This window comes from Hallella absiana (genome assembly GCF_025457485.1).
Classification (GTDB): Bacteria; Bacteroidota; Bacteroidia; order Bacteroidales; family Bacteroidaceae; genus Prevotella; species Prevotella absiana.
The window spans coordinates 58,136-79,390 of sequence record NZ_JAMXSP010000005.1 but is presented as its reverse complement, the minus strand read 5'-3'; the positions used below and the strand labels follow the sequence as shown (position 1 = coordinate 79,390).

General features: G+C 51.6%; 22 protein-coding genes. 6 read left to right on the top strand and 16 right to left on the bottom strand.

Annotated features, from left to right (window positions below; genetic code table 11):
* Positions 1-3: 3 nt before the first annotated feature.
* Together NG346_RS03860 and NG346_RS03855 are read right to left on the bottom strand one after the other, a co-directional pair.
* Positions 4-954, bottom strand: coding sequence for a phosphoribosylaminoimidazolesuccinocarboxamide synthase (locus NG346_RS03860; protein ID WP_262279728.1), 951 nt, complete (start codon positions 952-954; stop codon positions 4-6).
* 58 nt (positions 955-1,012) lie between these two features.
* Positions 1,013-2,062 (bottom strand): PhoH family protein, encoded by a 1,050-nt coding sequence (locus NG346_RS03855; RefSeq protein WP_262279727.1) that lies wholly within the window; start codon positions 2,060-2,062, stop codon positions 1,013-1,015.
* Between the two features lie 154 nt (positions 2,063-2,216).
* Between NG346_RS03855 and NG346_RS03850 the strand changes: the two genes are divergently transcribed.
* Entirely contained in the window at positions 2,217-3,116 is a 900-nt protein-coding gene (locus tag NG346_RS03850; protein WP_262279726.1) for a DUF5715 family protein, read from the top strand.
* A gap of 14 nt (positions 3,117-3,130) precedes the next feature.
* Here NG346_RS03850 and nspC read toward each other — a convergent pair whose 3' ends face one another.
* Positions 3,131-4,312: a carboxynorspermidine decarboxylase gene (gene nspC, locus NG346_RS03845; RefSeq protein ID WP_262279725.1), complete on the bottom strand. Its 1,182-nt coding sequence runs from the start codon at positions 4,310-4,312 to the stop codon at positions 3,131-3,133.
* Positions 4,313-4,440: 128 nt separating this feature from the next.
* Here nspC and NG346_RS03840 point away from each other — a divergent pair, with 128 nt between their 5' ends.
* Positions 4,441-5,379 (top strand): ribose-phosphate pyrophosphokinase, encoded by a 939-nt coding sequence (locus NG346_RS03840; protein WP_262279724.1) that lies wholly within the window; start codon positions 4,441-4,443, stop codon positions 5,377-5,379.
* A 308-nt stretch (positions 5,380-5,687) separates the two neighbouring features.
* Here the strand turns inward: NG346_RS03840 and NG346_RS03835 are convergent, their stop codons facing one another.
* The 10 genes from NG346_RS03835 to NG346_RS03790 all read right to left on the bottom strand — a co-directional run bounded on the left by NG346_RS03835 (position 5,688) and on the right by NG346_RS03790 (position 15,957).
* Positions 5,688-6,125 carry a hypothetical protein gene (locus NG346_RS03835; protein ID WP_262279723.1) on the bottom strand — a complete coding sequence of 146 codons (438 nt, stop codon included), beginning with the start codon at positions 6,123-6,125 and terminating at the stop codon, positions 5,688-5,690.
* A 28-nt stretch (positions 6,126-6,153) separates the two neighbouring features.
* On the bottom strand, positions 6,154-6,540 hold the full coding sequence (locus NG346_RS03830) for a hypothetical protein (RefSeq protein ID WP_262279722.1): 387 nt from the start codon (positions 6,538-6,540) through the stop codon (positions 6,154-6,156).
* 74 nt (positions 6,541-6,614) lie between these two features.
* Entirely contained in the window at positions 6,615-7,184 is a 570-nt protein-coding gene (locus NG346_RS03825) for an RNA polymerase sigma factor (RefSeq protein ID WP_262279721.1), read from the bottom strand.
* A gap of 13 nt (positions 7,185-7,197) precedes the next feature.
* The gene (locus NG346_RS03820) at positions 7,198-8,631 is read right to left on the bottom strand and encodes a L,D-transpeptidase scaffold domain-containing protein (protein WP_317620781.1); all 1,434 of its coding nucleotides are present in this window, start codon (positions 8,629-8,631) and stop codon (positions 7,198-7,200) included.
* Positions 8,632-8,798: 167 nt separating this feature from the next.
* Complete coding sequence (locus NG346_RS03815) at positions 8,799-9,119, bottom strand: T9SS type A sorting domain-containing protein (RefSeq protein WP_262279719.1); 321 nt, start codon at positions 9,117-9,119, stop codon at positions 8,799-8,801.
* A 107-nt stretch (positions 9,120-9,226) separates the two neighbouring features.
* The gene (locus NG346_RS03810) at positions 9,227-9,715 is read right to left on the bottom strand and encodes a cob(I)yrinic acid a,c-diamide adenosyltransferase (protein WP_262279718.1); all 489 of its coding nucleotides are present in this window, start codon (positions 9,713-9,715) and stop codon (positions 9,227-9,229) included.
* A gap of 44 nt (positions 9,716-9,759) precedes the next feature.
* The gene (locus NG346_RS03805; RefSeq protein ID WP_262279717.1) at positions 9,760-10,767 is read right to left on the bottom strand and encodes an iron chelate uptake ABC transporter family permease subunit; all 1,008 of its coding nucleotides are present in this window, start codon (positions 10,765-10,767) and stop codon (positions 9,760-9,762) included.
* 5 nt (positions 10,768-10,772) lie between these two features.
* Positions 10,773-11,882, bottom strand: coding sequence for an ABC transporter substrate-binding protein (locus NG346_RS03800; RefSeq protein WP_262279716.1), 1,110 nt, complete (start codon positions 11,880-11,882; stop codon positions 10,773-10,775).
* A gap of 45 nt (positions 11,883-11,927) precedes the next feature.
* Positions 11,928-13,178, bottom strand: coding sequence for a clostripain-related cysteine peptidase (locus NG346_RS03795; RefSeq protein WP_262279715.1), 1,251 nt, complete (start codon positions 13,176-13,178; stop codon positions 11,928-11,930).
* A gap of 82 nt (positions 13,179-13,260) precedes the next feature.
* Positions 13,261-15,957 carry a valine--tRNA ligase gene (locus NG346_RS03790; protein ID WP_262279714.1) on the bottom strand — a complete coding sequence of 899 codons (2,697 nt, stop codon included), beginning with the start codon at positions 15,955-15,957 and terminating at the stop codon, positions 13,261-13,263.
* A gap of 97 nt (positions 15,958-16,054) precedes the next feature.
* Between NG346_RS03790 and mazG the strand changes: the two genes are divergently transcribed.
* The 4 genes from mazG to NG346_RS03770 all read left to right on the top strand — a co-directional run bounded on the left by mazG (position 16,055) and on the right by NG346_RS03770 (position 19,337).
* Positions 16,055-16,969, top strand: coding sequence for a nucleoside triphosphate pyrophosphohydrolase (gene mazG / locus NG346_RS03785; protein WP_262288353.1), 915 nt, complete (start codon positions 16,055-16,057; stop codon positions 16,967-16,969).
* Positions 16,970-17,041: 72 nt separating this feature from the next.
* Positions 17,042-17,608, top strand: a complete 567-nt coding sequence (locus NG346_RS03780; RefSeq protein WP_262279712.1) for a lipocalin family protein — start codon at positions 17,042-17,044, stop codon at positions 17,606-17,608.
* Positions 17,609-18,535 carry a ribonuclease Z gene (locus tag NG346_RS03775; RefSeq protein WP_262279711.1) on the top strand — a complete coding sequence of 309 codons (927 nt, stop codon included), beginning with the start codon at positions 17,609-17,611 and terminating at the stop codon, positions 18,533-18,535.
* Positions 18,536-18,560: 25 nt separating this feature from the next.
* The gene (locus NG346_RS03770; protein WP_262279710.1) at positions 18,561-19,337 is read left to right on the top strand and encodes a DnaJ domain-containing protein; all 777 of its coding nucleotides are present in this window, start codon (positions 18,561-18,563) and stop codon (positions 19,335-19,337) included.
* A gap of 587 nt (positions 19,338-19,924) precedes the next feature.
* Here the strand turns inward: NG346_RS03770 and NG346_RS03765 are convergent.
* From NG346_RS03765 to NG346_RS03755, 3 genes are read right to left on the bottom strand one after another with little or no spacing between them, the layout of a single operon-like run.
* Entirely contained in the window at positions 19,925-20,590 is a 666-nt protein-coding gene (locus NG346_RS03765; RefSeq protein ID WP_262288352.1) for a B3/B4 domain-containing protein, read from the bottom strand.
* A gap of 26 nt (positions 20,591-20,616) precedes the next feature.
* Entirely contained in the window at positions 20,617-20,898 is a 282-nt protein-coding gene (locus NG346_RS03760) for a type II toxin-antitoxin system YafQ family toxin (protein ID WP_262288351.1), read from the bottom strand.
* Positions 20,895-21,131 (bottom strand): hypothetical protein, encoded by a 237-nt coding sequence (locus NG346_RS03755; RefSeq protein WP_262279707.1) that lies wholly within the window; start codon positions 21,129-21,131, stop codon positions 20,895-20,897. Before NG346_RS03755 ends, NG346_RS03760 begins: the two co-directional genes overlap by 4 nt.
* Between the last annotated feature and the right edge of the window lie 124 nt (positions 21,132-21,255).

Below are 21,255 nucleotides of genomic sequence, written 5' to 3'. Positions count from 1 at the left end.
CTTTTACTTACGTGTTGCGAGATAGTTCTTCACATTGCGTTCGATGCGTGCGGCAATGTCGCCTTCCTCGGCAGCCTTGTCGAATTTCTCGCCAGTGATGTGCTCATAGAGTTCGATATATCTCTCTGATACGCTCTCGGCATATTCGTCGGTAATCTCTGGCATGGTCTGTCCGGGCTGGTTCATGAAGTTGTGCTCGATGAGCCACTGTCTGACGAACTCCTTAGAGAGCTGACGCTGAGGCTCGCCCTTAGCCAGACGCTCCTCGTAGCCGTCGGCATAGAAGTAGCGGCTGGAATCTGGTGTATGGATCTCGTCGATGAGGTAGAGTTTGCCGTCGCGTTTGCCAAATTCGTATTTGGTGTCGACGAGGATCAGACCGTGTTTGGCTGCAATCTCCTGTCCGCGCTGGAAGAGTTTGCGTGTCCAGTCCTCGATGACAGCATAGTCCTCTGCAGACACGATGCCCTGCTTGATGATCTCCTCGCGTGATATGTTCATGTCATGGCCTTCGTCGGCTTTGGTAGTAGGAGTGATGATAGGCTCTGGGAAGCGCTCGTTTTCATGCATACCTTCCGGCAATTTCACACCACAGAGCTCACGGCATCCGTCTTTGTAAGCGCGCCAGGCAGAACCCGTGAGGATCGAGCGGATGATCATCTCCACACGGAATCCCTCGCATTTCAGTCCTACTGTGACCATAGGATCAGGTGTTGCCAGCTTCCAGTTCGGGCAGATATCGGCTGTCTGGTCAAGGAACTTTGACGCAATCTGGTTCAGTACTTGCCCCTTGAAAGGAATACCTTTGGGCAAGACCACGTCGAATGCTGAGATACGGTCTGTTGCGACCATAACGATGAGGTCATCGTTGATGTTGTAAACGTCGCGTACCTTGCCATGGTAAACGCTCTTCTGTCCTTCGAAATGGAAATCGGTATGAGTTAAAGCTTTCATAATAGTATGAATATAAAAAGTGTTTTATGAAATGTCTTCTATGTGTAGGGGGGAAATATCAGTTTTCGGTGAAATCACCTGTGCCGATGATGGTCAGCTCTTGCCCGTCGTCGTTGCTTTCAAGAGAGTCTCTTCTTTGTCTCTCTGCCCGTTTCCGGTGCTCTTCCTCCTGGCGTTTGTCGTAAGCCTCATAGGCGTTGACGATGCGGGTGACGAGTTGGTGGCGGACGATGTCTTTCTTGGTGAGTTCGATGACGGAAATGCCTTCCACTCCTTTTAGTATTTTCAGAGCTTCTTTCAGTCCACTCCTGCATTCTTTTGGCAGGTCGATTTGAGTCATATCACCCGTTATGATCATCTTGGTGTTCCATCCCATGCGGGTGAGAAACATCCTGATTTGTGCGGTCGTGGTATTCTGAGCCTCGTCGAGGATGACAACGGCGTCGCTGAGTGTGCGGCCACGCATAAAGGCGAGCGGTGCTATCTGTATGATATGCTTCTCCATCAAGTCACTGAGTCTTGTGGCGGGCAGCATATCCTGCAAGGCGTCGTAGAGCGGTTGCAGATAGGGATCGATCTTGTCTTTCATGTCACCGGGGAGGAATCCCAGCTTTTCTCCGGCTTCCACTGCCGGTCGACTGAGGATGATGCGCTTGATGGCTTTCTCTTTCAGTGCTTTCACGGCGAGTGCAATGCTCAGATAGGTCTTGCCCGTTCCGGCTGGTCCTACGGCAAAGATCATGTCGCTCTTGTTGAAAGCATCGATGAGTCGTTGCTGGTTTTCGGATCTGCTCTTGATGGGGCGCCCCGAGATGCTGTAAACAAGTACGTCTTTTACGGCATCAGCTTTGGTCTGTCGTCCTTTGATGATGTCGAGAATGTCCTCGTCTGTGATGGAGTTGTACTTCACCACATGCTTTCTCATCTTCTCGATGTCTTCTTCGAAACGGGCCATGTCTTCCTCGTCTCCAAGCACGCGCACGACATTATCCCGCGCAACGATACGCAACTTGGGGAAGAGAGCCTTCAGCATTTGCAGATGTGCGTTGTTGACTCCGTAAAATACGACGGGGTCGATATCCTCGAGTACGATATGTTTTTCTATCAATGTATGTCTTTTAAGTACGTAATATATTACACTGCAAAATTACAATAAAATACCGAGAAAAGACAGATTAAAGGCAAAAATATGTTTTCAAGGCTCACGATTTCTTCTTGTTTGTTTTGATATTCTTCTGATTTGTGTTATTTTTGCATGTGAAATGAGAATCACGAAGAAAAGATACCTGCAAAGTTTCCTGATTGTCACGGTGGTGTTGGCCATCGTGCGTCTGCTGTTTCCTTCTGTCGCAAAAGACCGTGCGGCACAGACTGCCGTGCGGGAGAAAGAGTCGGTGGACAGTGTGGAGATGCGGTCAGATACTGCACATGACGGGCAGACTGCTGCTGTGGCAAAAGTAAGTGATGCTGACGCAGATACAGATAAAGTAGTTTTGGAAGGAACCTATCTGAGTAAGTTGGCACCATCGCCAATACCTCCTTTGCGTTATCCGGCAGGTGTCTCTCCTTTTTTCAAGTCTGACGGTTCGTTACGCCACACACCTATTTATAGTGTACCCGGCTATCAGTGTACCTTCGAGGATCAGCAAGACGTACAACTTGTGTCTGCCAGTAAGTGGGGAATCCAACCTGTGCAGAACCGTGAGGAGGCTGTCAGGCGCAAGTCCGGACTGGTGTTCGTTGGGAGCAATCCTTATGTCTATATTGACAAGCTTCATAGCAGCATCCCTTATTTGGTGCCTCGGGCATCTATTCTTTTGCAAGATATTGGCCGTAGCTATTTCGACAGTCTGACGATGAAGGGCATTCCTTTGCATAAGATCATCGTCACCAGTGTGCTTCGGTCCAAGGACGATGTGGAGCGTCTGCGCGGACATAATGGTAATGCCACGCAAAACAGTTGTCATCTCTATGGCACGACTTTCGACGTCTGCTATAACCGCTACAAGACCGTTGAGCCGCCCGGGGAGCAACGGCGTGCCGTGCGCAACGACACGCTGAAGTATATCCTGGCGGAAGTGCTTCGTGATATGCGCGAGGAAAAGCGCTGCTATGTTAAGTATGAGGTCAATCAGGGATGTTTCCACATCACTGTGAGATAGTGATGTGGAAAGTATCAATCCATTCTGTTCATGTAGTCTTCGTATGAGAATTTGCGGAGCATCTCAAGTTCTCCATCGGGGTGTGCCAGCATGAGAGAAGGATGGGAGATACCGTTGAACATTGTTGTCTTCACGGTAGTATAGTGGATCATGTCCTCAAAGATAATATTCTCGCCAACCTGTAACTCATGGTCAAACTTCCAATAGCCCATGAAGTCACCGCTAAGACAGGAGTCTCCTCCAAGGCGATAGATGTGTGGAGTCTTTTCTGCCGGGTAAAGACCGTCGGCATCGGTACCAATACTTTCTGCGAAACGCACTTGTGGCTGATATGGCATCTCCAGACAGTCGGGCATGTGGCATGTGAAGCTGACGTTGAGAATTGCTGTGCGTATGCCATGATTCTCAACAATGTCGACCACTTGACTTACCAAAGGTCCGGTCTGCCACAGGAATGCACTGCCCGGCTCCAATATCAGTTTTAAGTGTGGGTGGCGTTTGTGGAAGCCATTCAGGATGTTGATCAGCAACTCTGTGTCGTAGTCTTTGCGAGTCATCAGATGTCCGCCGCCAAAGTTGATCCATTTGAGTTGTGGAAACCATTTGCCGAACTTTTCTTCGATATGAGCGAGCGTGCGCTGGAAAACATCGGCTCCACTCTCGCAATGGCAGTGGCAATGGAATCCTTCTATATCTTTTGGTAACTCTTCCGGCAATTGGTCGGCGGTGACACCAAAACGTGATCCTGGTGCACAAGGGTTGTAGAGCAACGTCTCTACTTCACTATATTCCGGATTGACGCGTAGGCCGAGGCTGATCTCTGGGTTGGCGCTTCTGGCTTTGGCTGCGAAACCTTGATATTGGCTCAGTGAGTTGAAGATGAGATGACTGGAGTAGTGCGCGATCTCAGCGATGTTGTCATCGGTATATCCAGGACTGAATGTGTGGACACGACTCCCGAACTTCTCGTAGCCGAGTCTTGCTTCGTAGAGTGAGCTGGCGGTTGTTGCGGGGATGTATTCCCGGAAAATAGAAAATGTCTTCCAAAGAGCGAAGGCCTTGAAAGCGAGAATAATCGTTGTGTCGGACTGTCGGGCTACATCGCTGATGAGTTCGAGATTTTTGCGCAAGCGTTGCTCTTCGAGCACGTAGGCGGGGTGATGGAGTTGGCTAAAAGTCTGCAAATCTACCTTCATATATCAATTTTTTAATGCAAAGATACGTTTTATTTTCCAATATTATTGTGAGTGTGAGAGAAAATTCCTACATTTGCATCATCAAAGGCAATGACCATTACACTTTTGTTATATAAACGCTAAACAAGATGAGTGAAAAAAACTCTTTTTTGGTTTTCTCGGGAACAAAGACGAGATACCTTGCAGAAAAGATTTGTGCCAGCTTGGGTTGCCCGTTGGGCAATTTAGTCATCACGCGCTTCTCTGACGGTGAGTTTGCTGTCAGTTATGAGGAGTCGATCCGCGGTCGTGACGTTTTCTTGGTGCAGAGCACCTTTCCGAATTCTGACAACCTTATGGAGTTGTTGTTGATGATCGACGCTGCCAAGCGTGCATCCGCACGCCACATTATTGCAGTGATTCCTTATTTTGGTTGGGCACGTCAGGATCGCAAGGACAAGCCGCGTGTGAGCATTGGAGCCAAGCTTGTCGCCGACTTGCTGAGTGTGGCAGGCATTGACCGTCTGATCACGATGGATCTGCACGCTGATCAGATCCAGGGCTTCTTCAATGTGCCTGTTGATCACCTCTATGCTTCCGGTGTGTTGCTTCCCTATCTGCAAAGTTTGCATCTGAAGGATCTCGTGATTGCATCGCCCGATGTAGGTGGTTCTAAGCGTGCCAACACATTTGCCAAGTATCTGGGTTGCCCATTGGTGCTGTGCAATAAGACAAGAGCACGTGCCAATGTGGTAGAAAGCATGCAGATCATCGGTGACGTGAAGGGCAAGAATGTGGTGCTTGTCGACGATATGGTAGACACTGCCGGCACCATTACTAAGGCTGCCGATTTGATGATGGAGCATGGTGCACTGAGTGTGAGAGCCTGTGCCTCGCATTGCGTCATGAGTGGTCCGGCCAGTGAGCGTGTCGAGAACTCTGCGCTTGAAGAGATTGTTTTCACAGATTCGATCCCTTATACACAGCGTTGCCATAAGGTAAAGCAGCTCAGCGTGGCTGATATGTTTGCCGAGACCATTCGCCGTGTGGTCAACAATGAGAGCATCTCCTCTCAGTATCTGGTATAATAGAAGACGAGTTTCGTCAAAGATCATAAAAAAGCTCCTGCCAAGTTGGCGGGAGCTTTTTTACACTTTTATATAGGAGGCGGACAGCACATCGTCCACATTCTTGTCTTCCTCCGTGGTACCCAGGTTTTCTGCTCCACGCCATTCGTCTTTTCCCCAGAGGTTATTTGGGCGGCTGTAACTATCAATTCGAACGTGATGGTCAGATGGTTCTTGTAGCCGAAGAAGTCTCCGCTCTCCTCGGATTATGTTCTCTCCAGGCATTAGTGCCAGCCCCCGACATCGTGAAGTGAACCAATGCTTCTACTTTATCTTGTTTTCCTCCTTACCATCCTTTTAAACGCCTGGCGATGGAATTTCTCCTCAGCCTTGATGACGGCAAGCACCTTGCCGGGAGAGAGTATCTTGCAGAATTTCAGATGATACTCCTGCTGGATCCTCTTCATCTCCACCTCTATCTTGTCGCACTCTTTGATGGCCTTGAGACTCGCCGCGTCGTCGCTCGTGTCGGTATGGGCGTAGAATCTCATCTTGCCGAACAGCGCACGCTGCTTGTTCTGCATCTCCCTGAACAGAGGGAAGAAGCGTGAAGCCTCCATCGGCGTCAGCCCCGCCTCCGTGGTGATGAACTGCTCCATGTCGGCCTCAAACTTCGCGGGATTGAAACGGGGCGGCTGTGGTGGTTGTGCAAAGGCGACCAGAGACAGGAGTATGGTCACCATCAATAGTGCTAATCGCTGCTTCATATTCTTCATTCTGTGTTGTCTCCTTTCGTTATTGAGCATCCGCCATGTAGGCATACATGTCGTTGGTGTCTGTCATCGTGTAGTCAGCCATCTGGTCAAAGCCCGACCAGGTACTTGTCTGTACGTGCTGACTGGCGGCTGTGGCAGGCTGTTGCGTCATCTTCCCGTTGCCCAAATGCAGGAAGAAAAGAGCCAGACAAGCTGCGCTGACGCTTCCGGCCGACCACAGCAGGGCTGGGCGGTGCCACCAAGGCTTGTGCTGGCGCAAGGGCACGACGGTGGCTGTGGGCTTCTTCGGTTGCTCGGGCAGCTGCATCTCCAACTGCTTGGCAAAGTCCTCGAAATAGTGGTCAGGAACCCTAAACGGATTCTCATGGCCAAGATGCGCCTCGATATATCTTTCGTCCTTATCCATATTTAATGATCCCCTATGATTTCGTTCAACTCAAAAGTTGATGGTTTCTATGATATTACTATGATTATGACGTATCAGATCTCGGATTGTTTAATCACCGCAGCGATTTTTTTCACGGCAAGGTGATAGCTGGCCTTCAAGGCACCCTCACTGGTTCCCAACACCTTGCTGATCTCGGAGTACTTCATGTCGTCGTAGTATCTCATGCAAAACACCGTGCGCTGCACATCGGGCAGCAAGGCGATGGCGGCTTGCAAAAGGCTCTGCAGCTTGTCGCCGTCGAAATAGCTGTCGGCCATCAGTTGCCGTGAGGCCGAAAGCAGTGCCTCGTCGCCGGCTTCCGGCACATTCCGCTGGCGCCGGAGGAAGTCCAGGGCCTCGTTGACGGCAATGCGGTAGAGCCATGTCGAGAGTTTTGCCTCACCCCGGAAAGTGTCCAGCTTGCTCCAGGCCTTCAGGAAAGTGTTTTGCAGAACATCGTTGGCGTTGTCATGGGTCAGCACCATACGTCGGATCTTCCAATACAGCGGTTCACTATATAGCGCGACCATTTTGGAAAAGGCAGCCCGACAGGAAGAGGGATCTGTCAGCTCCCTCGTCAGTTCGCGGTCCTCGCTTTTTGGAAAATGATCTTGTTGCCCCATGATTTTGTTTTTGTTAAAGGGTAGTCTCCTTCCAGTAGTTCGCCAGCCACGCCGCCATCACCTGGTCGTAGCCATAGACGTCGTCGTAGCGTTGCAGGATGCCATTGGCCGACGGCCATAGCGTGAAGTAAGTGATGAAGATCGGCACCCTCGGCTCCACCTTCACCCGTCCGACGAGCATGTCTCTTTTCAGCGTGTCGGCGACAGCCAGCTGCTCATCCGAGAGATCCTCCTTCTTCTTGCCTAAGGGCGACACGTCGGCCTGCATCGAGTAGGCAATTTTCTCTGCCATCTTGCTCTGTCCGGCGCCTAAGAGGAACAGCGCCAGCTCGTAGGGATGCTCCACCCTCACGCATCCGTGGCTCACTCCCCGGTCCTCCTGCTGGAAGACACCACGAGAGGAAGTATCATGGAGATAGATCGAGAAATCGTTGTTGAACCGGAAGATGATGCGCCCCAAGGCATTGCCCTCCCCACCCTCTTGGATGACGAGATAGTCGCCGCTCTCCAGCATGGAACGGTTGCACTGCGACACGGGGATGTCGCGGCCCGTAGCGCGCTCACGGATGAAATAGTGCTTGCTGCGGAAATAGCCGGTGCTCAACCTGTGGACAATGCTCTTCTTGACAATGCTCTTTGGGATGATCCACTGCGGATTCACGTCCATGCAATAGATATAACTCGACAGCAGCGGCGTCTTCGTCTCCAAAGATCCTGATGCCACCCGCATCGTCAACGACTCGTCTCCATTCACCGCCCAAAGATGATAAGCCGGAATGTTGACCAGCACAAAGCGCCGATGTGCATGGGGATAGTCGCTCAACCGCCACCGGCATCGCTCCATGTTGATCATCAAGCGCTTGGCACCATACCTCTGACGCATAGTCTTGTCGAGGTATATGCGGCGCAATTTGAGATAGTAAGGGTCAGAGGGATTCACGCTGTTCAGAAAAGCCGGGAGGCTGTCAGGCTGCACAGCGCACAATGCCTGCTGGAAAAACTTACGGTCGGGGTGGTCCATCTTCAGATCGAAGAGGGTTCTATAGATCTTTGCCTGCGAATCTGTATTTCTGAGATCCAGCCGGTTGAAGACATCTGTGGGATTGACAAAGCCAAAGCGTTGTCCGCAGACATAGCGGAGATAAGCCTTGGTGAGGTTATATTCCAGTCGGGCCGCCACCTTGCTTGCCGTGTTGCGCTTGTCGAAGTCGAGCGACCTCATTCGCTGCAGGTCTCTTCTGATCTGCGGCATCCGGAACTTTGCCTCGCTGAAGCCGATGCTGTCCACTTCCTGCAAGTGAGCCAACAAGGTGTCGGCACGGCTGTCCACGCCTTTCCTGCTGATCCAAACGAGAGGGCGGTGACGCAGATAATAGCCTTTCACCCTACGGTCCACCAACATCGAGTCGTCGTCGTTGCGGATCATAGAGTCCAGCGCTTCCTTCACCTTAAAACTGGTAATATGATCTTCACGTTGACGTAGATCATCGTAATACGATAGCGTCAACTCAGTATTAGGGTTAGGCACATGTTCCCTACATGAGCCCAACAAAATAGCGAAAAGACAAATAATTCCTATACGTCCTTTCATCAGTCATCATTCCCTCTCTAAGATTATCTGAGGGCAATCTTTCTCACTACATTTCCAACCTTCACAATGTAGCAGCCTTGCGGCAAGTTGAGATGATAGCTCTTGTCCGAGCCGTCGACCCGGATATTCATCACTTTCACGCCCGTCACATTATAGATAGACAAGGTCTGCCCTGCGGCACCGGTCACGCGCAGTACCGACTCGCCGACAAGGGAAATGGTAATGGACTGAAAGTCGCTCTCCACCCTGTCCATATCAGGAACGGTAGAGATGGCCCAGCTTTTGTTTGCCCCACCCAACAGGGCAACAAGAACCATGCAAGAGACAAGTAGATATTTCTTCATACGCGTATGTTTTCTTCTTCTTGCAAAGATAAACGTTTTAAGCTACATACCGCAATATCTTATTGTGTATTTAGGATTTTTTAATATCGGAATATTCTCTATTTTGATCAGACCTTGTCCAGAATCAGACTGAACAGATAATCAGAGAGGCGGTTGAGATAGATACGAATCACCTCGGGGAAACTCATTTGTCGATTCAACGTCACAAAGCGACGCTCGCAGGTGCGTGCCTTTGCACGGGCAAGATGCAAGGTGGCGTCGGCAACATTCCGCCCCGGAAGCAAGAACGTGAAATGGCGATGACGTCCCACCTCCGCGATATGTGCTTCCATTTTATCTACAGATTGCTGCAACGCCTGCAAAGTATCCTCCGCCGCCTTGCCATTGCTGGCCACGATCGTCATCACGTCAGTGAGCTGACGCTGCAACGACTCAAAGGGCTCCCGCTCCCCACTCTGCGCTTTGCAGAGTCCGAGAAGGGCGTTGAGCTCGTCCATCTCTCCGTTGAGTTCGATCCTCAGGTCGTCTTTTTCCACCCTTTCTCCAGTGTAGAGCGACGTCGTTCTGTGGTCTCCCGTCTTGGTTGTGATAATCATATAACTCAGTATTAGCAGGTTAAAAATCAAATAATAAAGTCTTCTTAGTGCCGCTTGCCCAAGACGACATACACGATCACCGGCGCACCGATGAGTGGCGTGATGGCGTTGAGGGGCAGCACCTCTCCGCTTCCCGGCATCGTGGTGAAGATGTTACAGAGCAAGGCGATGGCACCGCCACACAAGATCGTCACCGGCAACAGCCGTCGATGGTCGCTCGTGCCAATCATCAGCCGGGCGATATGCGGTACCGCCAAGGCGAGAAAAGCGATCGGACCGCAGTAGGCTGTCACCACAGCAGTGAGCAGACCGGTGAGCAGCAACAGCAGGTCACGCATGTGCTGGACTTTCACCCCGAGGTTCGTGGCATAGCCCTCGCCCATGAGCAGCGCGTTGAGAGGCTTGGCAAACAACAAGGAAATGGCTGTCGTGGCAATGGTCAGGCCAGCGAACAGCGGCATCTCGTCCATAGAGACACCACCAAAACTGCCCATACCCCACACCGAGAAGACTTTCACACCCTGCTCTGAGGCAAAGAAGTTGAGCAGCGTGATCGCACTTGAAGCGACATAGCCCACCATCATGCCCAGGATGATCACCATCACACTGTTGCGTACCATGCGGCTCGCAGCCCAGACCAGAGCCGTCACCACCATAGCTCCCACAAAGGCAGAAGCCACCGACGACAAGGCACTCAGCGCGGAAGGCAGTATAGCCACCGGAGTCAGCATGACAAGGGCTACGGCAAGACTTGCCCCGCTCGTGACACCGAAGACATCAGGCGCAGCCAAGGGATTGTGGAAAACCGTCTGTAGCAGCAAGCCACTGACGGCAAGTGCGCTACCGGCCAACAGCGCCGTGATGGCCTGCGGCAGACGAGTCTGCAAGACGATATACTCCCATGCGCTCATAGACGATGGCTCACCCAGCAGTATGCCGGCCACGGCACGCGCGGGAATATCCACGCTGCCATGAAGCAGACTCAATGCAAAAAACAGCACGATGGCAATGAACGGCACAGCCACGCTTAGGATCCATCTCCTTTGACTCATGGATTTTAATTGTTCTCCTTTCTATAATATCTCAGTTTGCCTAACTTTGCCTGAGGATGCAACAGCTGGATGAACTCACGCAACTGCCAGTCAGGACGCCAGCTCACTTCCTCGAAGTAAGGCACCACCGAACAGTCGCAGACATAGATCTGTCCGGTTTTCATAGCCTTCAGCACGCTGTAGCCCCTGCATTCCTGCAACAGCGTCCGTTTGGTCAGCGGTTGCGGGCCATTGTATTTCAGAGCCCACACGTCGCTTTGTCCGGCCTTGGCGATGACTTGTTCCAGCGACAGAGGCAGGCTGCCGCTGTGCTGGTCGTCGGCAAAGGCATAGCGTGCGTGAGCATCACGGATCAATGCTGCTATCGTGCTCTTTCCGCCGGGCATATACCATACGTTGCCCGTCATCCGCTCAGTGATGATGCTTTTGCCCAATGGCAAACGGGCGGCATAGCTTTTCAAACTCTGATAAGTGCTGTCCACCACATGGAACAGCGAGTCGGCACGCTCTCCACAGTCAAACAGCCGACCGTAGTAGCGCATCCACTCGGCACGTCCCAATGCCGACGTCTCCATATAGTCGGCAGCCTGAATGATGGGGATACCCAGCCGCGACAATTGGGTGATTGCGGTATTGCCCTCGTAAGGGCTGATGATGATGGCATCGGGATGCAGAGCGATAATCTTCTCCACATCGGGCGACATCGAGTTTCCACAATCCACGATCTTACCAGCCTTTGCCCGCCGCTGTATGTCGGGGATGAGGATATACTGCAAGTCGCACACACCGACGATGCGGTCTTGCAGATGGAGATATTCCAGCAACTGACAATGTGCTGTCGTGAACACAACCACACGTCGCAATGGCTGCAAGGTGCCGTGGACCTTTTCCTTACTGTCGCCCTTGACCAGCATCCACTGCTGCAAGACCTTGCCCTGTTGCCAAGGATCCATCACGGTGACGGAAGTCCCGTCGCCCTGATCCTCCATCTTTAAAAACGTGGCATACTGCAACTCGCTCTTACCCTTGGCATCCTTAGCCCGACGGTAAGAGCAACTGCTCAGCAAACAGATGCCGATGAATATCAAGAGATAACCTTTCAGAAATTTCGTCATGTGTTGATTCTCTATGTTCCCTATATATAATAAGGTGTAAGCCGACTAATGAGTCTGTTTCCACCAAGCGGTCTTCTCCCGTCCTCTGATGGCCACGCTATTGAGACTTGGATCAGAGATGGTGATGCCACTGAAGGACTTTACCTCAAACCGATGCTCATTACCACGATAAAGCGCCGTGAACAAGGTAGGGGTAGTGGCTTTGTATTTTACGACCTCATCAAGCGCGGAATGGAATGCACTCTTCAGATTAGCATTCTTGCAGAGATGGTCGACATAGCTCCCCATGTCGTAAAAGATAGGAGTATTGTAGCCGTCGAGCACCTGCACGCTGTCACGCTGCGACTCATCGAAGGTATAATTCTTATTGATTTCCTTCATCACCGTGGCCAGCTGGTCCACTTTTCGGCAATCGATGGCAGAAAGCGCGCCACAGGGCACAGTATAATTTGAATAGAACGAGTGGAAGCTATTGACGATAGACTCATAACGGGGAGTAGAGTTGTCCAGGTAATTCCACAAAGAATAATAAGGCATGCCCATCGCCATCACCTCAGAGGTAGAGGCGATGAGATAGTTGGTGACATCTCTCAGCTCGTATGCCACTTCGATGTTGGCCATATAGCAATCATCGAAAAGAATGTATTGTGCCTTCATGCCGGACTGCCGCAAAGCCGCCGCCAAGTCTGGAATATCGAAAGCATAGTTCATATCGGAGGCGCTTCCGAAAAAGCGCGTAGTGGTAAATGTCGGCAACACTTCATCAGGGACATGATAAGCCCCCGTGCCCGTTGTCGATGGCGAAAAGCGTTTAGCCGATGAAGCGGAACGGCTCCAGTCGCTCTTATAGGTCCATCCGGTACCATGCCCGCCGACGATGAGCGCATAGTTGAGTGCGTATGCGTTTTGCTGCACGTCAGAAAACACCTCTGCCATGCCGTCGGTCGTGTCGTAGTTGTTGCCGGTGTAAGTCTTGATTGTGTTGTGCTGTATCGTTCCCGCGGAGTATTTTATCTCATACAGACTGGCTTCGTTGGGCGAAGTGGCAAAAAAGACAAGAACGCGGCCATTGATGCCTTTGTCCCTTTTGATAGCAGACTCAATGCTGTCAAGGTTTTGCTCGAGATAGGGATAGAGATTCCCTTCACTGGTAGCAGAGCCAGACCAAGGCATGAAGACGAGCACAGTCTGCGTATTGATGTCACGGACATCTACGCTATCGTCACTGCATGAGGAAAAGAAAAACGACAATGTTCCCACGCACATGACAAGGAAAAGAAAGAGCCGATGCTTCATATAATAAACATAAAAAAGAAAAAGACCCTACCCGATCCCACTCTGAAGCAAATGAGACCGGATAGGGGAAAATTATGGATGCTTATTTAGCTTTCAAATGGCTGAGCGACTCCTTCAGCGCGGCAATTTTCTCCTCGGAGTCTTGCTGCTTCTTGCGCTCACGGGCCACGACGGCCTCTGGTGCATGGGCAATGAAGTTCTCGTTGGCGAGTTTCTTCTGAATGCCAGCCAGGAAGCCTTCAAGATGCTGGAGTTCTTTCTCCTGCTTCTCGATCTCAGCCTTGACATCGATAAGGTCGCCCACCGGCACTGCAAACTCCTGAGTGCCGACCATGAAGACGCTGGCGTCAGCAGACTTGTCGCTCACGGTCTCTACGCTCTCCACGTTGGCCATCTTCTTCACGATGTCGTCGTAGGCAGCATAGGGATTGGCAGCCACAGCCTGGAGCTTCAGTGCTTTCTTCGGTGCGATGTTCTTCTGGTTGCGAATGGTACGCACGCCGGAGATCACCTGCTTGACCTGCTCCATCTCGTCGCAGAGCTTCTTGTCGTCGTCGTTGGGAGCTGCGATGTTGAGCGTAGCCTTCATAATGCTCTCACCATCCTTGCGGTCATAGAGATGTTGCCAAAGCTCCTCGGTGATGAACGGCATGAAAGGATGCAGCATCTTCAGCAGATCGTCGAAGAAGTGGAGCGTAGCCTGATAGGTGGCAGTGTCGATAGGCTTACCATATTCGGGCTTCACCATCTCGAGATACCAGCTTGAGAACTCGTCCCAGAACAGACGGTAGACGGTCATCAGCGCCTCGGAGATGCGGTAGGTCTTGAACTGGTCGTCCATGATGGCGTTGACCTCTTTCATCTTGGCAGTGAACCAGGCCACAGCCTGCTTGTTGGCCTCGGGCGTAGCCAGACTGTCATCGGTCTGCCAGCCCTGTACGAGACGGAAGGCGTTCCAGATCTTGTTGTTGAAGTTACGGCCCTGCTCGCAGAGACTCTCGTCGAAGAGAATGTCGTTGCCTGCCGGAGCGGAGAGCATCATGCCCATGCGCACACCGTCGGCACCATACTGCTCGATGAGCTTCAACGGGTCGGGGGAGTTGCCAAGACTCTTCGACATCTTGCGGCCGAGCTTGTCGCGCACGATACCGGTGAAGTAGACATGCTTGAACGGCATCTGTCCACGATACTCGTAACCGGCCATGATCATGCGGGCCACCCAGAAGAAGATGATATCCGGACCGGTGACAAGGTCGGATGTCGGATAATAGTATTTGATCTCGGCATTGTCGGGATGGTTGATACCGTCGAAGACGGAGATCGGCCACAACCAGGAAGAGAACCACGTGTCGAGGCAGTCGCTCTCCTGCTCCAGGTCAGCGGCGGTCAGCGAAGCGTTCTTCTCCTGAGCGAGCTTCAAAGCCTCCTCGGCAGTCTCAGCCACGACGAAGTCGCGCTTGCCGTCGGCTGTTCTGAAGTAATAAGCCGGGATGCGGTGTCCCCACCACAGCTGACGCGAGATACACCAGTCCTTGATGTTCTCCAGCCAGTGGCGATAGGTGTTCTTGTATTTCTTGGGATAGAACTCAATGTCGTCGTCCATCACCGGCGGCAGGGCGATGTCAGCGAAGTGCTGCATCTTCAGGAACCACTGTGTAGAGAGCTTCGGCTCGATAGGCACATTGGTGCGCTCAGAGAAGCCCACCTTGTTGTCATAGTCCTCGATCTTCTCCATCAGTCCGGCACTGGTCAGATCCTTGGCAATCTGCTTGCGCACGTCCATACGGTCCTGACCGACATAGAGGCCGGCAGCCTCGGAGATGGTACCGTCATCGTTGAAGATGTCGATGGTCTCCAAGTGGTGTTTCAATCCAAGCATGTGGTCGTTGACATCGTGAGCCGGAGTAACCTTCAGACAGCCGGTACCGAACTGTATGTCGACATAACCGTCCTCGATGACGGGAATCACACGGCCCACCAGCGGCACGATGACGTGCTTGCCCTTGAGCCACGTGTTTTTCACGTCCTCGGGGTTGATGCACATAGCCGAGTCGCCCATGATGGTCTCCGGACGTGTGGTGGCCACGACAGCGTAGTAGCCTTTCTTGTCCTTATGCATGACGTTGCCCTCGTCCTTGCGCTCAATAGATGCCTGGTCCTCGGGAGCAACATAGTATTTGAGATAATAGAGCTTAGAGTGCTCGTCCTTGTAGATCACCTCCTCGTCGGACAGTGCGGTCTGGGCTTTCGGATCCCAGTTGACCATGCGCACGCCACGATAGATGTAGCCCTTGCGATAGAGGTCGACAAAGACCTTGATGACGCCCTTGGATCGGGTCTCGTCCATGGTGAAGGCAGTGCGGTCCCAGTCGCAGGAGCAGCCGAGCTTGCGAAGCTGCTTGAGGATGATGCCGCCGTGCTCGCGTGTCCAGTCCCAGGCATGCTCAAGGAACTGTTCGCGCGTAAGGTCGGTCTTCTTGATGCCCTGCTCGGCGAGCTTGCCGACAACCTTGGCCTCAGTGGCGATAGAGGCGTGGTCGGTGCCGGGCACCCAGCAGGCGTTCTTTCCCTCCATGCGCGCACGGCGCACGAGGATATCCTGAATGGTATTGTTAAGCATGTGACCCATGTGCAGCACACCCGTCACGTTTGGTGGGGGAATGACGATGGTATAGGGTTCGCGATTGTCAGGCTTGGAGCTGAAAAGTTTGTGGTCCAGCCAGTACTCATACCACTTCGACTCTACTTCTTTCGGGTCGTACTTACTTGCTAATTCCATGTATTCTTATCTTTTATACCTTATTTTATAATTAATGCTGCAAAAGTACGAAAAATCCCCCGAAAATCAGTAACTTTGCATCAAAAAGATAAACGAAGTGCATACACGCGAAGAAAAATTGAGAGCTTTCGGGCGATTGCTCGATGTACAGCACCGCCTGCGCAAGGAATGTCCCTGGGACAAGAAGCAAACCATGGAGAGCCTCCGACCCAACACCATCGAAGAGGTTTTTGAGCTCGCCGACGCTCTGATGCGCCGCGACTACCACGAGGTGATGAAGGAATTGGGCGATGTCATGGAGCATGTCGTCTTCTATGCGCTCATCGGCGACGAGGCCGGGGAGTTCGACATGGCGGACGTCTGCAACCGCGAGGCCGACAAGCTGATGTTCCGCCATCCGTTCATCGACTGGAACAACTCCCAAGGCGACTGGACGATCGACAACGAGCCCTTCTCGGTGTCGGCCACAGACATGACCATCAACGCCAAGGGACAGGTGGTCTACAAAGACAGCGAGGCCGGCGGCTCCCAGGATGCCGACAAGCCCAAGACAGCTGCCGGCGTGGAACAGACGTGGGAACAGATCAAGCAACGTGAGCGCGACGGCAACACCAGCGTACTCAGTGGTGTGCCCGCTGCCCTGCCCTCGCTCATCAAGGCTTACCGCATCCAGGACAAAGCACGCAACGTGGGCTTTGACTGGCAGAAAAAAGAAGATGTCTGGGACAAGGTGAAAGAGGAAATGGGAGAACTGGAGACGGAACTGAAGAAAGAAGACAAAGACAACTCCACCAAGGAGCTGGGCGACTTCCTTTTCAGCGTCATCAATGCCGCACGCCTCTATCATCTCAACCCCGACAACGCACTGGAGCACACCAACCGCAAGTTCATCTCACGCTTCGGATATATCGAACAGAAAGCCAAAGAGCAGGGCAAGAGCCTCAAGGACATGACACTCGGAGAGATGGATGCGCTATGGAACGAGGCCAAAAGCGTGCTGAAAGACGAGTAATACCAGCTAAAAGCAGACTCTGAACTGTTGACGCGGAATATTGATTATCGAACCCTATAAAACGAAAGCAAAATGAAGAAAATCACATTGATATGCCTTGCTGCCCTGGTCACGGCGTTTGCCATGACGGGCTGCAACGGAAAGAGCACAAAGACGACAGCCGGAAACAAAGACTCCGTGAAAGCTGAAGCCACTACAGACTCCACCATCTATGGTGTCTGCGGTGACGGCACGTCCATGAACGTCGTACAGCTGATCACCGATGCCGGCGACAGCATCGAATTTGAGTTGCCACAAACCGACGACGGCACGGACGCCGTGCTCGGCGGACTGCTTGCCGGTGACCGTCTGGCTGTCATTGCTGGTGGAACGATGGACGGCATGAAGGTGGCCAAGAAGGTCATCAACCTCACCACACTGCAAGGTAAGTGGACAAGTCTCGACAAGAACTTCGAAATCCTTGAGGGCGGCACGGTGAAGTCAAACGTGCAAGCTGAGAAAAATCCTTGGACAAGCTGGAAGATCGTCAACGGTGAGCTGGTGCTCAACACCGACACCTTCAGCATCGACCGCCTGGGAGGCGACTCGCTCTATCTCGAGAACCGTCAGGGCATCTTTGTCTATACACGACAGAAATAGATGGAGCCTTTCCTCATACATATCTTAGGCTGTGGCAGTGCCCTGCCCACACTTAGGCACAGTGCTTCCTCGCAAGTCATCGAACTGCGGGGCAAGCTCTTCATGATCGACTGTGGCGAGGGCACGCAACTGCAGATGCGGAAATACCATATCAGCTTCACAAAGATACAGACGGTGTTTATCTCGCATCTCCACGGTGACCACTGCTTCGGACTGATAGGCCTCATCTCCACCATGGGAATGTTAGGACGTACCGCGCCGCTGCATATCTATGCACCGGCAGCAATGGGTCCCTTGCTCGACCTGCAACTGAAGATGTTCTGCACTGGGCTGGAGTTCAACGTCGTCTTCCATCCCGTTGACACCACGAAGCATCAGGTCATCTACGACGACCGAAGCCTGACTGTGGAGTCTCTGCCCCTACAGCACCGCGTGCCCTGCAATGGTTTTCTCTTCCGTGAGAAGGCTACCCTGCCCCACATCCGCCGCGACATGATCGACTGCTACGAGATACCGGTATCGCAGATCAACAACATCAAACTCGGTGCCGACTGGACAACCGAGGACGGCGAGGTCATCCCTAACAGTCGTCTGGTCACTCCTGCCGACAAAAGCCGCAGCTATGCTTATTGCTGCGACACCCGTTTCATCCCTTCGCTCCATCAGCTCATCGAAGGCGTCGACGTGCTCTATCACGACTCCACATACGACAAAAGCATGGAAGAGCGGGCTGCTCTCTACAACCACTCTACGTCAACGCAAGCCGCAATGGTGGCTAAAGAGGCGCACGCCGGACAACTGCTGTTGGGACATTTCAGCGCACGATATGATAACGAGGAGGGCATACTCAACGAGGCAAAGGAGATCTTTCCCAATACACAACTGACAGACGAGGGCATGACGTTCCCTATCTTAGCAAAGAAATAGACAAAGAAATCACAAAAACAGCAACATGGCAAAAATGGGTAAATGGATAGGTGGCTTTCTCGGCTTGATCACCGCCGGACCTCTCGGTGCGTTGGCGGGGTTCGTCTTAGGTGCCATCTTTGATTCAAGCGTAGATGCTGTCAACGCCAACGGCGGTGAGGCTTATGCACAACAGCATGTCTACGAGGGCGAGCGCAATACGTTCCGCTTCTCCCTGCTCGTCCTGGCTTCCTACATCATCAAGGCAGACGGCAAAGTGATGCATTCCGAGATGAATGTGGTGCGCAACTGGTTGAGGGTCAACTTTGGCGAGGTAGCCGTGGAGGAAGGCGAGAGCATCTTGCTGAAACTCTTCGAGCAGCAGAAGCGCCTCGGTGCCGAGGAGTACCGAAGTGCCGTCATCAGCAGTTGTCACCAGCTCCGGCAGAACATGCTCTATGAGCAGCGACTGCAACTGCTCAACTTCCTGGCGATGATCGCGCAGGCCGATGGTGTGGTGACGCCGCAAGAGGTCAGCGCGCTGAAGGAGTGTGCGGTAGGACTGGGACTGAGCGAAGCCGATGTCGACGCCATGCTCAACCTGAAAGACGCTGGCACGAGTCTCGATGCTGCCTATAAGGTCTTGGGCGTGGCACCAACGGCTACAGACGACGAGGTGAAGGCTGCTTACCGGCAACTGGCCTTGAAAAACCACCCCGACCGTGTGGCGACGCTCGGTGAAGACGTCAGAAAAGCAGCAGAGAAGAAGTTCCAGGAGATCAACGCCGCAAAAGAGACCATCTGGAAGGCTAGAGGATTGTAGGACCCTCTCTAGCACTACAGACTCTCTCTAACTCTCCCTAAAAGGGAGAGAATGGCAATACCAGTACTACCTCTGCCGTTTTGACATCATTGATTGGAATATAATAGCAAGGGTAGAACTCTATCAGGAGCAGCTCTTATATTCCGTAGTTTTTCTTACAAAAGTCTGTCAACTTAAACATGCGAAATAGAAAAGTAAAAAAGGCTTTTCCGCTTTCTCAAGTGCATTTTTGCAGCGTTTAGAGATAAAAAGGGTTGTTTGATGTTGTCATCTCGGTTGAATGACCAAGTCATCTCAGTTGAATGACGAGGTCATCTAACTGTTTTCTTCGGGTCAAACAACCGAGATGACAGCTCTTTTTCAAAGTTTTCTTTGTAAAAATCACCGATATCTATATACTACGAGCGATTCATTTTTATAACTGTCTGATTATTTGTTAGTTATAAAAAGATCGATTTTTTCGCAGAAATCAAGGTCAAAGGAGGTGCTGATGGAAAAGAATCGATTCTCAGTGCCTCTAAAATGTCACTTTATAAGACAATATAGACTACGAACACACGTCGCAGCCCCCTGAGTCAGACAGAAAGCTATCTATAGGTGAAGAACGACCCACCATCTGACTGAGCGTATTTTCTGACGAGCTCCTGGATGTACTGTGCGTTGGCAACCACTTGACTCTCATCGCCATCATAGCCATTGATGAGCACGACGAGATGGGTTGTGGACAGACCTATCTTGGTCCGCTCATTGTCGGAAGTAGGTGTCCCCACTCCACCCTTGGCATCGCGGTAGACGGGCAGTCCCGCAATGTTGATCATGCCACGGCCGATTCCCTCGTAAGGTTCACCTTCCCGGCCCACGCCGAGCGTCAGCGTGTCACCCTGGAACTTATCCGCGTCGAAGCCTCCAATACTGTAGCCATAGCGGATGCTCGCCAAGTTGACGAGATCCACCAAGGTATCGATCTGATAGAGATCCTTGCCCTTGAGCTGCCGGCGTATCAGGGCCTCAGCGGCAGGACGGTAGCGCGAGGGATCCTTGCCACAAGCACGGTAGACGCGTCGCGTGGCTTCGATACCGGAAATAGCCTTCAGCGTCTCGGTGCTCAGAACCTCGCGATAGTGCTCACCCAAAGCATTGATCTCTTGCCACAGCTCAGCGCAATAGGGCGAGTTCTTTACCTGCGCTTCTACGCAAGCCCCTACGAAATTAGGACAAACGTTCTCTATCTCTTTTGAAACTATGATTTTCATCTTTTCTCTTTCTTAAATGACTCTTGCTATTTCTTATAAAGGTCAGCATGTGTACCTGTATCCATAAGATAAAGCGTCAACTCTTTGTCATTCTGATCCCACAATAGAATCCAGTCTGGCGTGATATGGCATTCCCAAATACCTTTCAATTTGCCATGTAATTGATGTGGCAAATACTTCTCAGGCAGACAACCGTTTTTTTCGAGCAGGTTATATACATCATCAAATAACGACATGTCATAACCACGTTTCTTGCAGAGCTTATACGATTTCTTGAAAGACGAGGAGAAATAGATTTTGTATTTCATTCGTCAAGCCATTTTTTTGCGTTCTCCAAGGAGTCGAAGGAATAAATCTTTTCCTTTCCGCTCCTCACTGCCTTGATATGCTTGACGACATCCTCCTTTAATTCTTCTGAGGTCTCTTCCGATTTTAGTCTTTTCACGAAAGCCTTGCGAACGGCCTTGGGCTGACTCTTGAAAAGTGCCCAAAGAGCATCTAATGTTGAAATCTGAGTATTTGAAACTTGCAATGTAGCCATAACTATTCCTTTCTGATGCAAAAATAAAAATAAAATTCCAAAGTAGCAAACCTATGACAAAATAAAAAGGAATGAAATGGATTTTTATTTTGCATTCCCGAGTGCAGCGCAACTTATCTGAGAT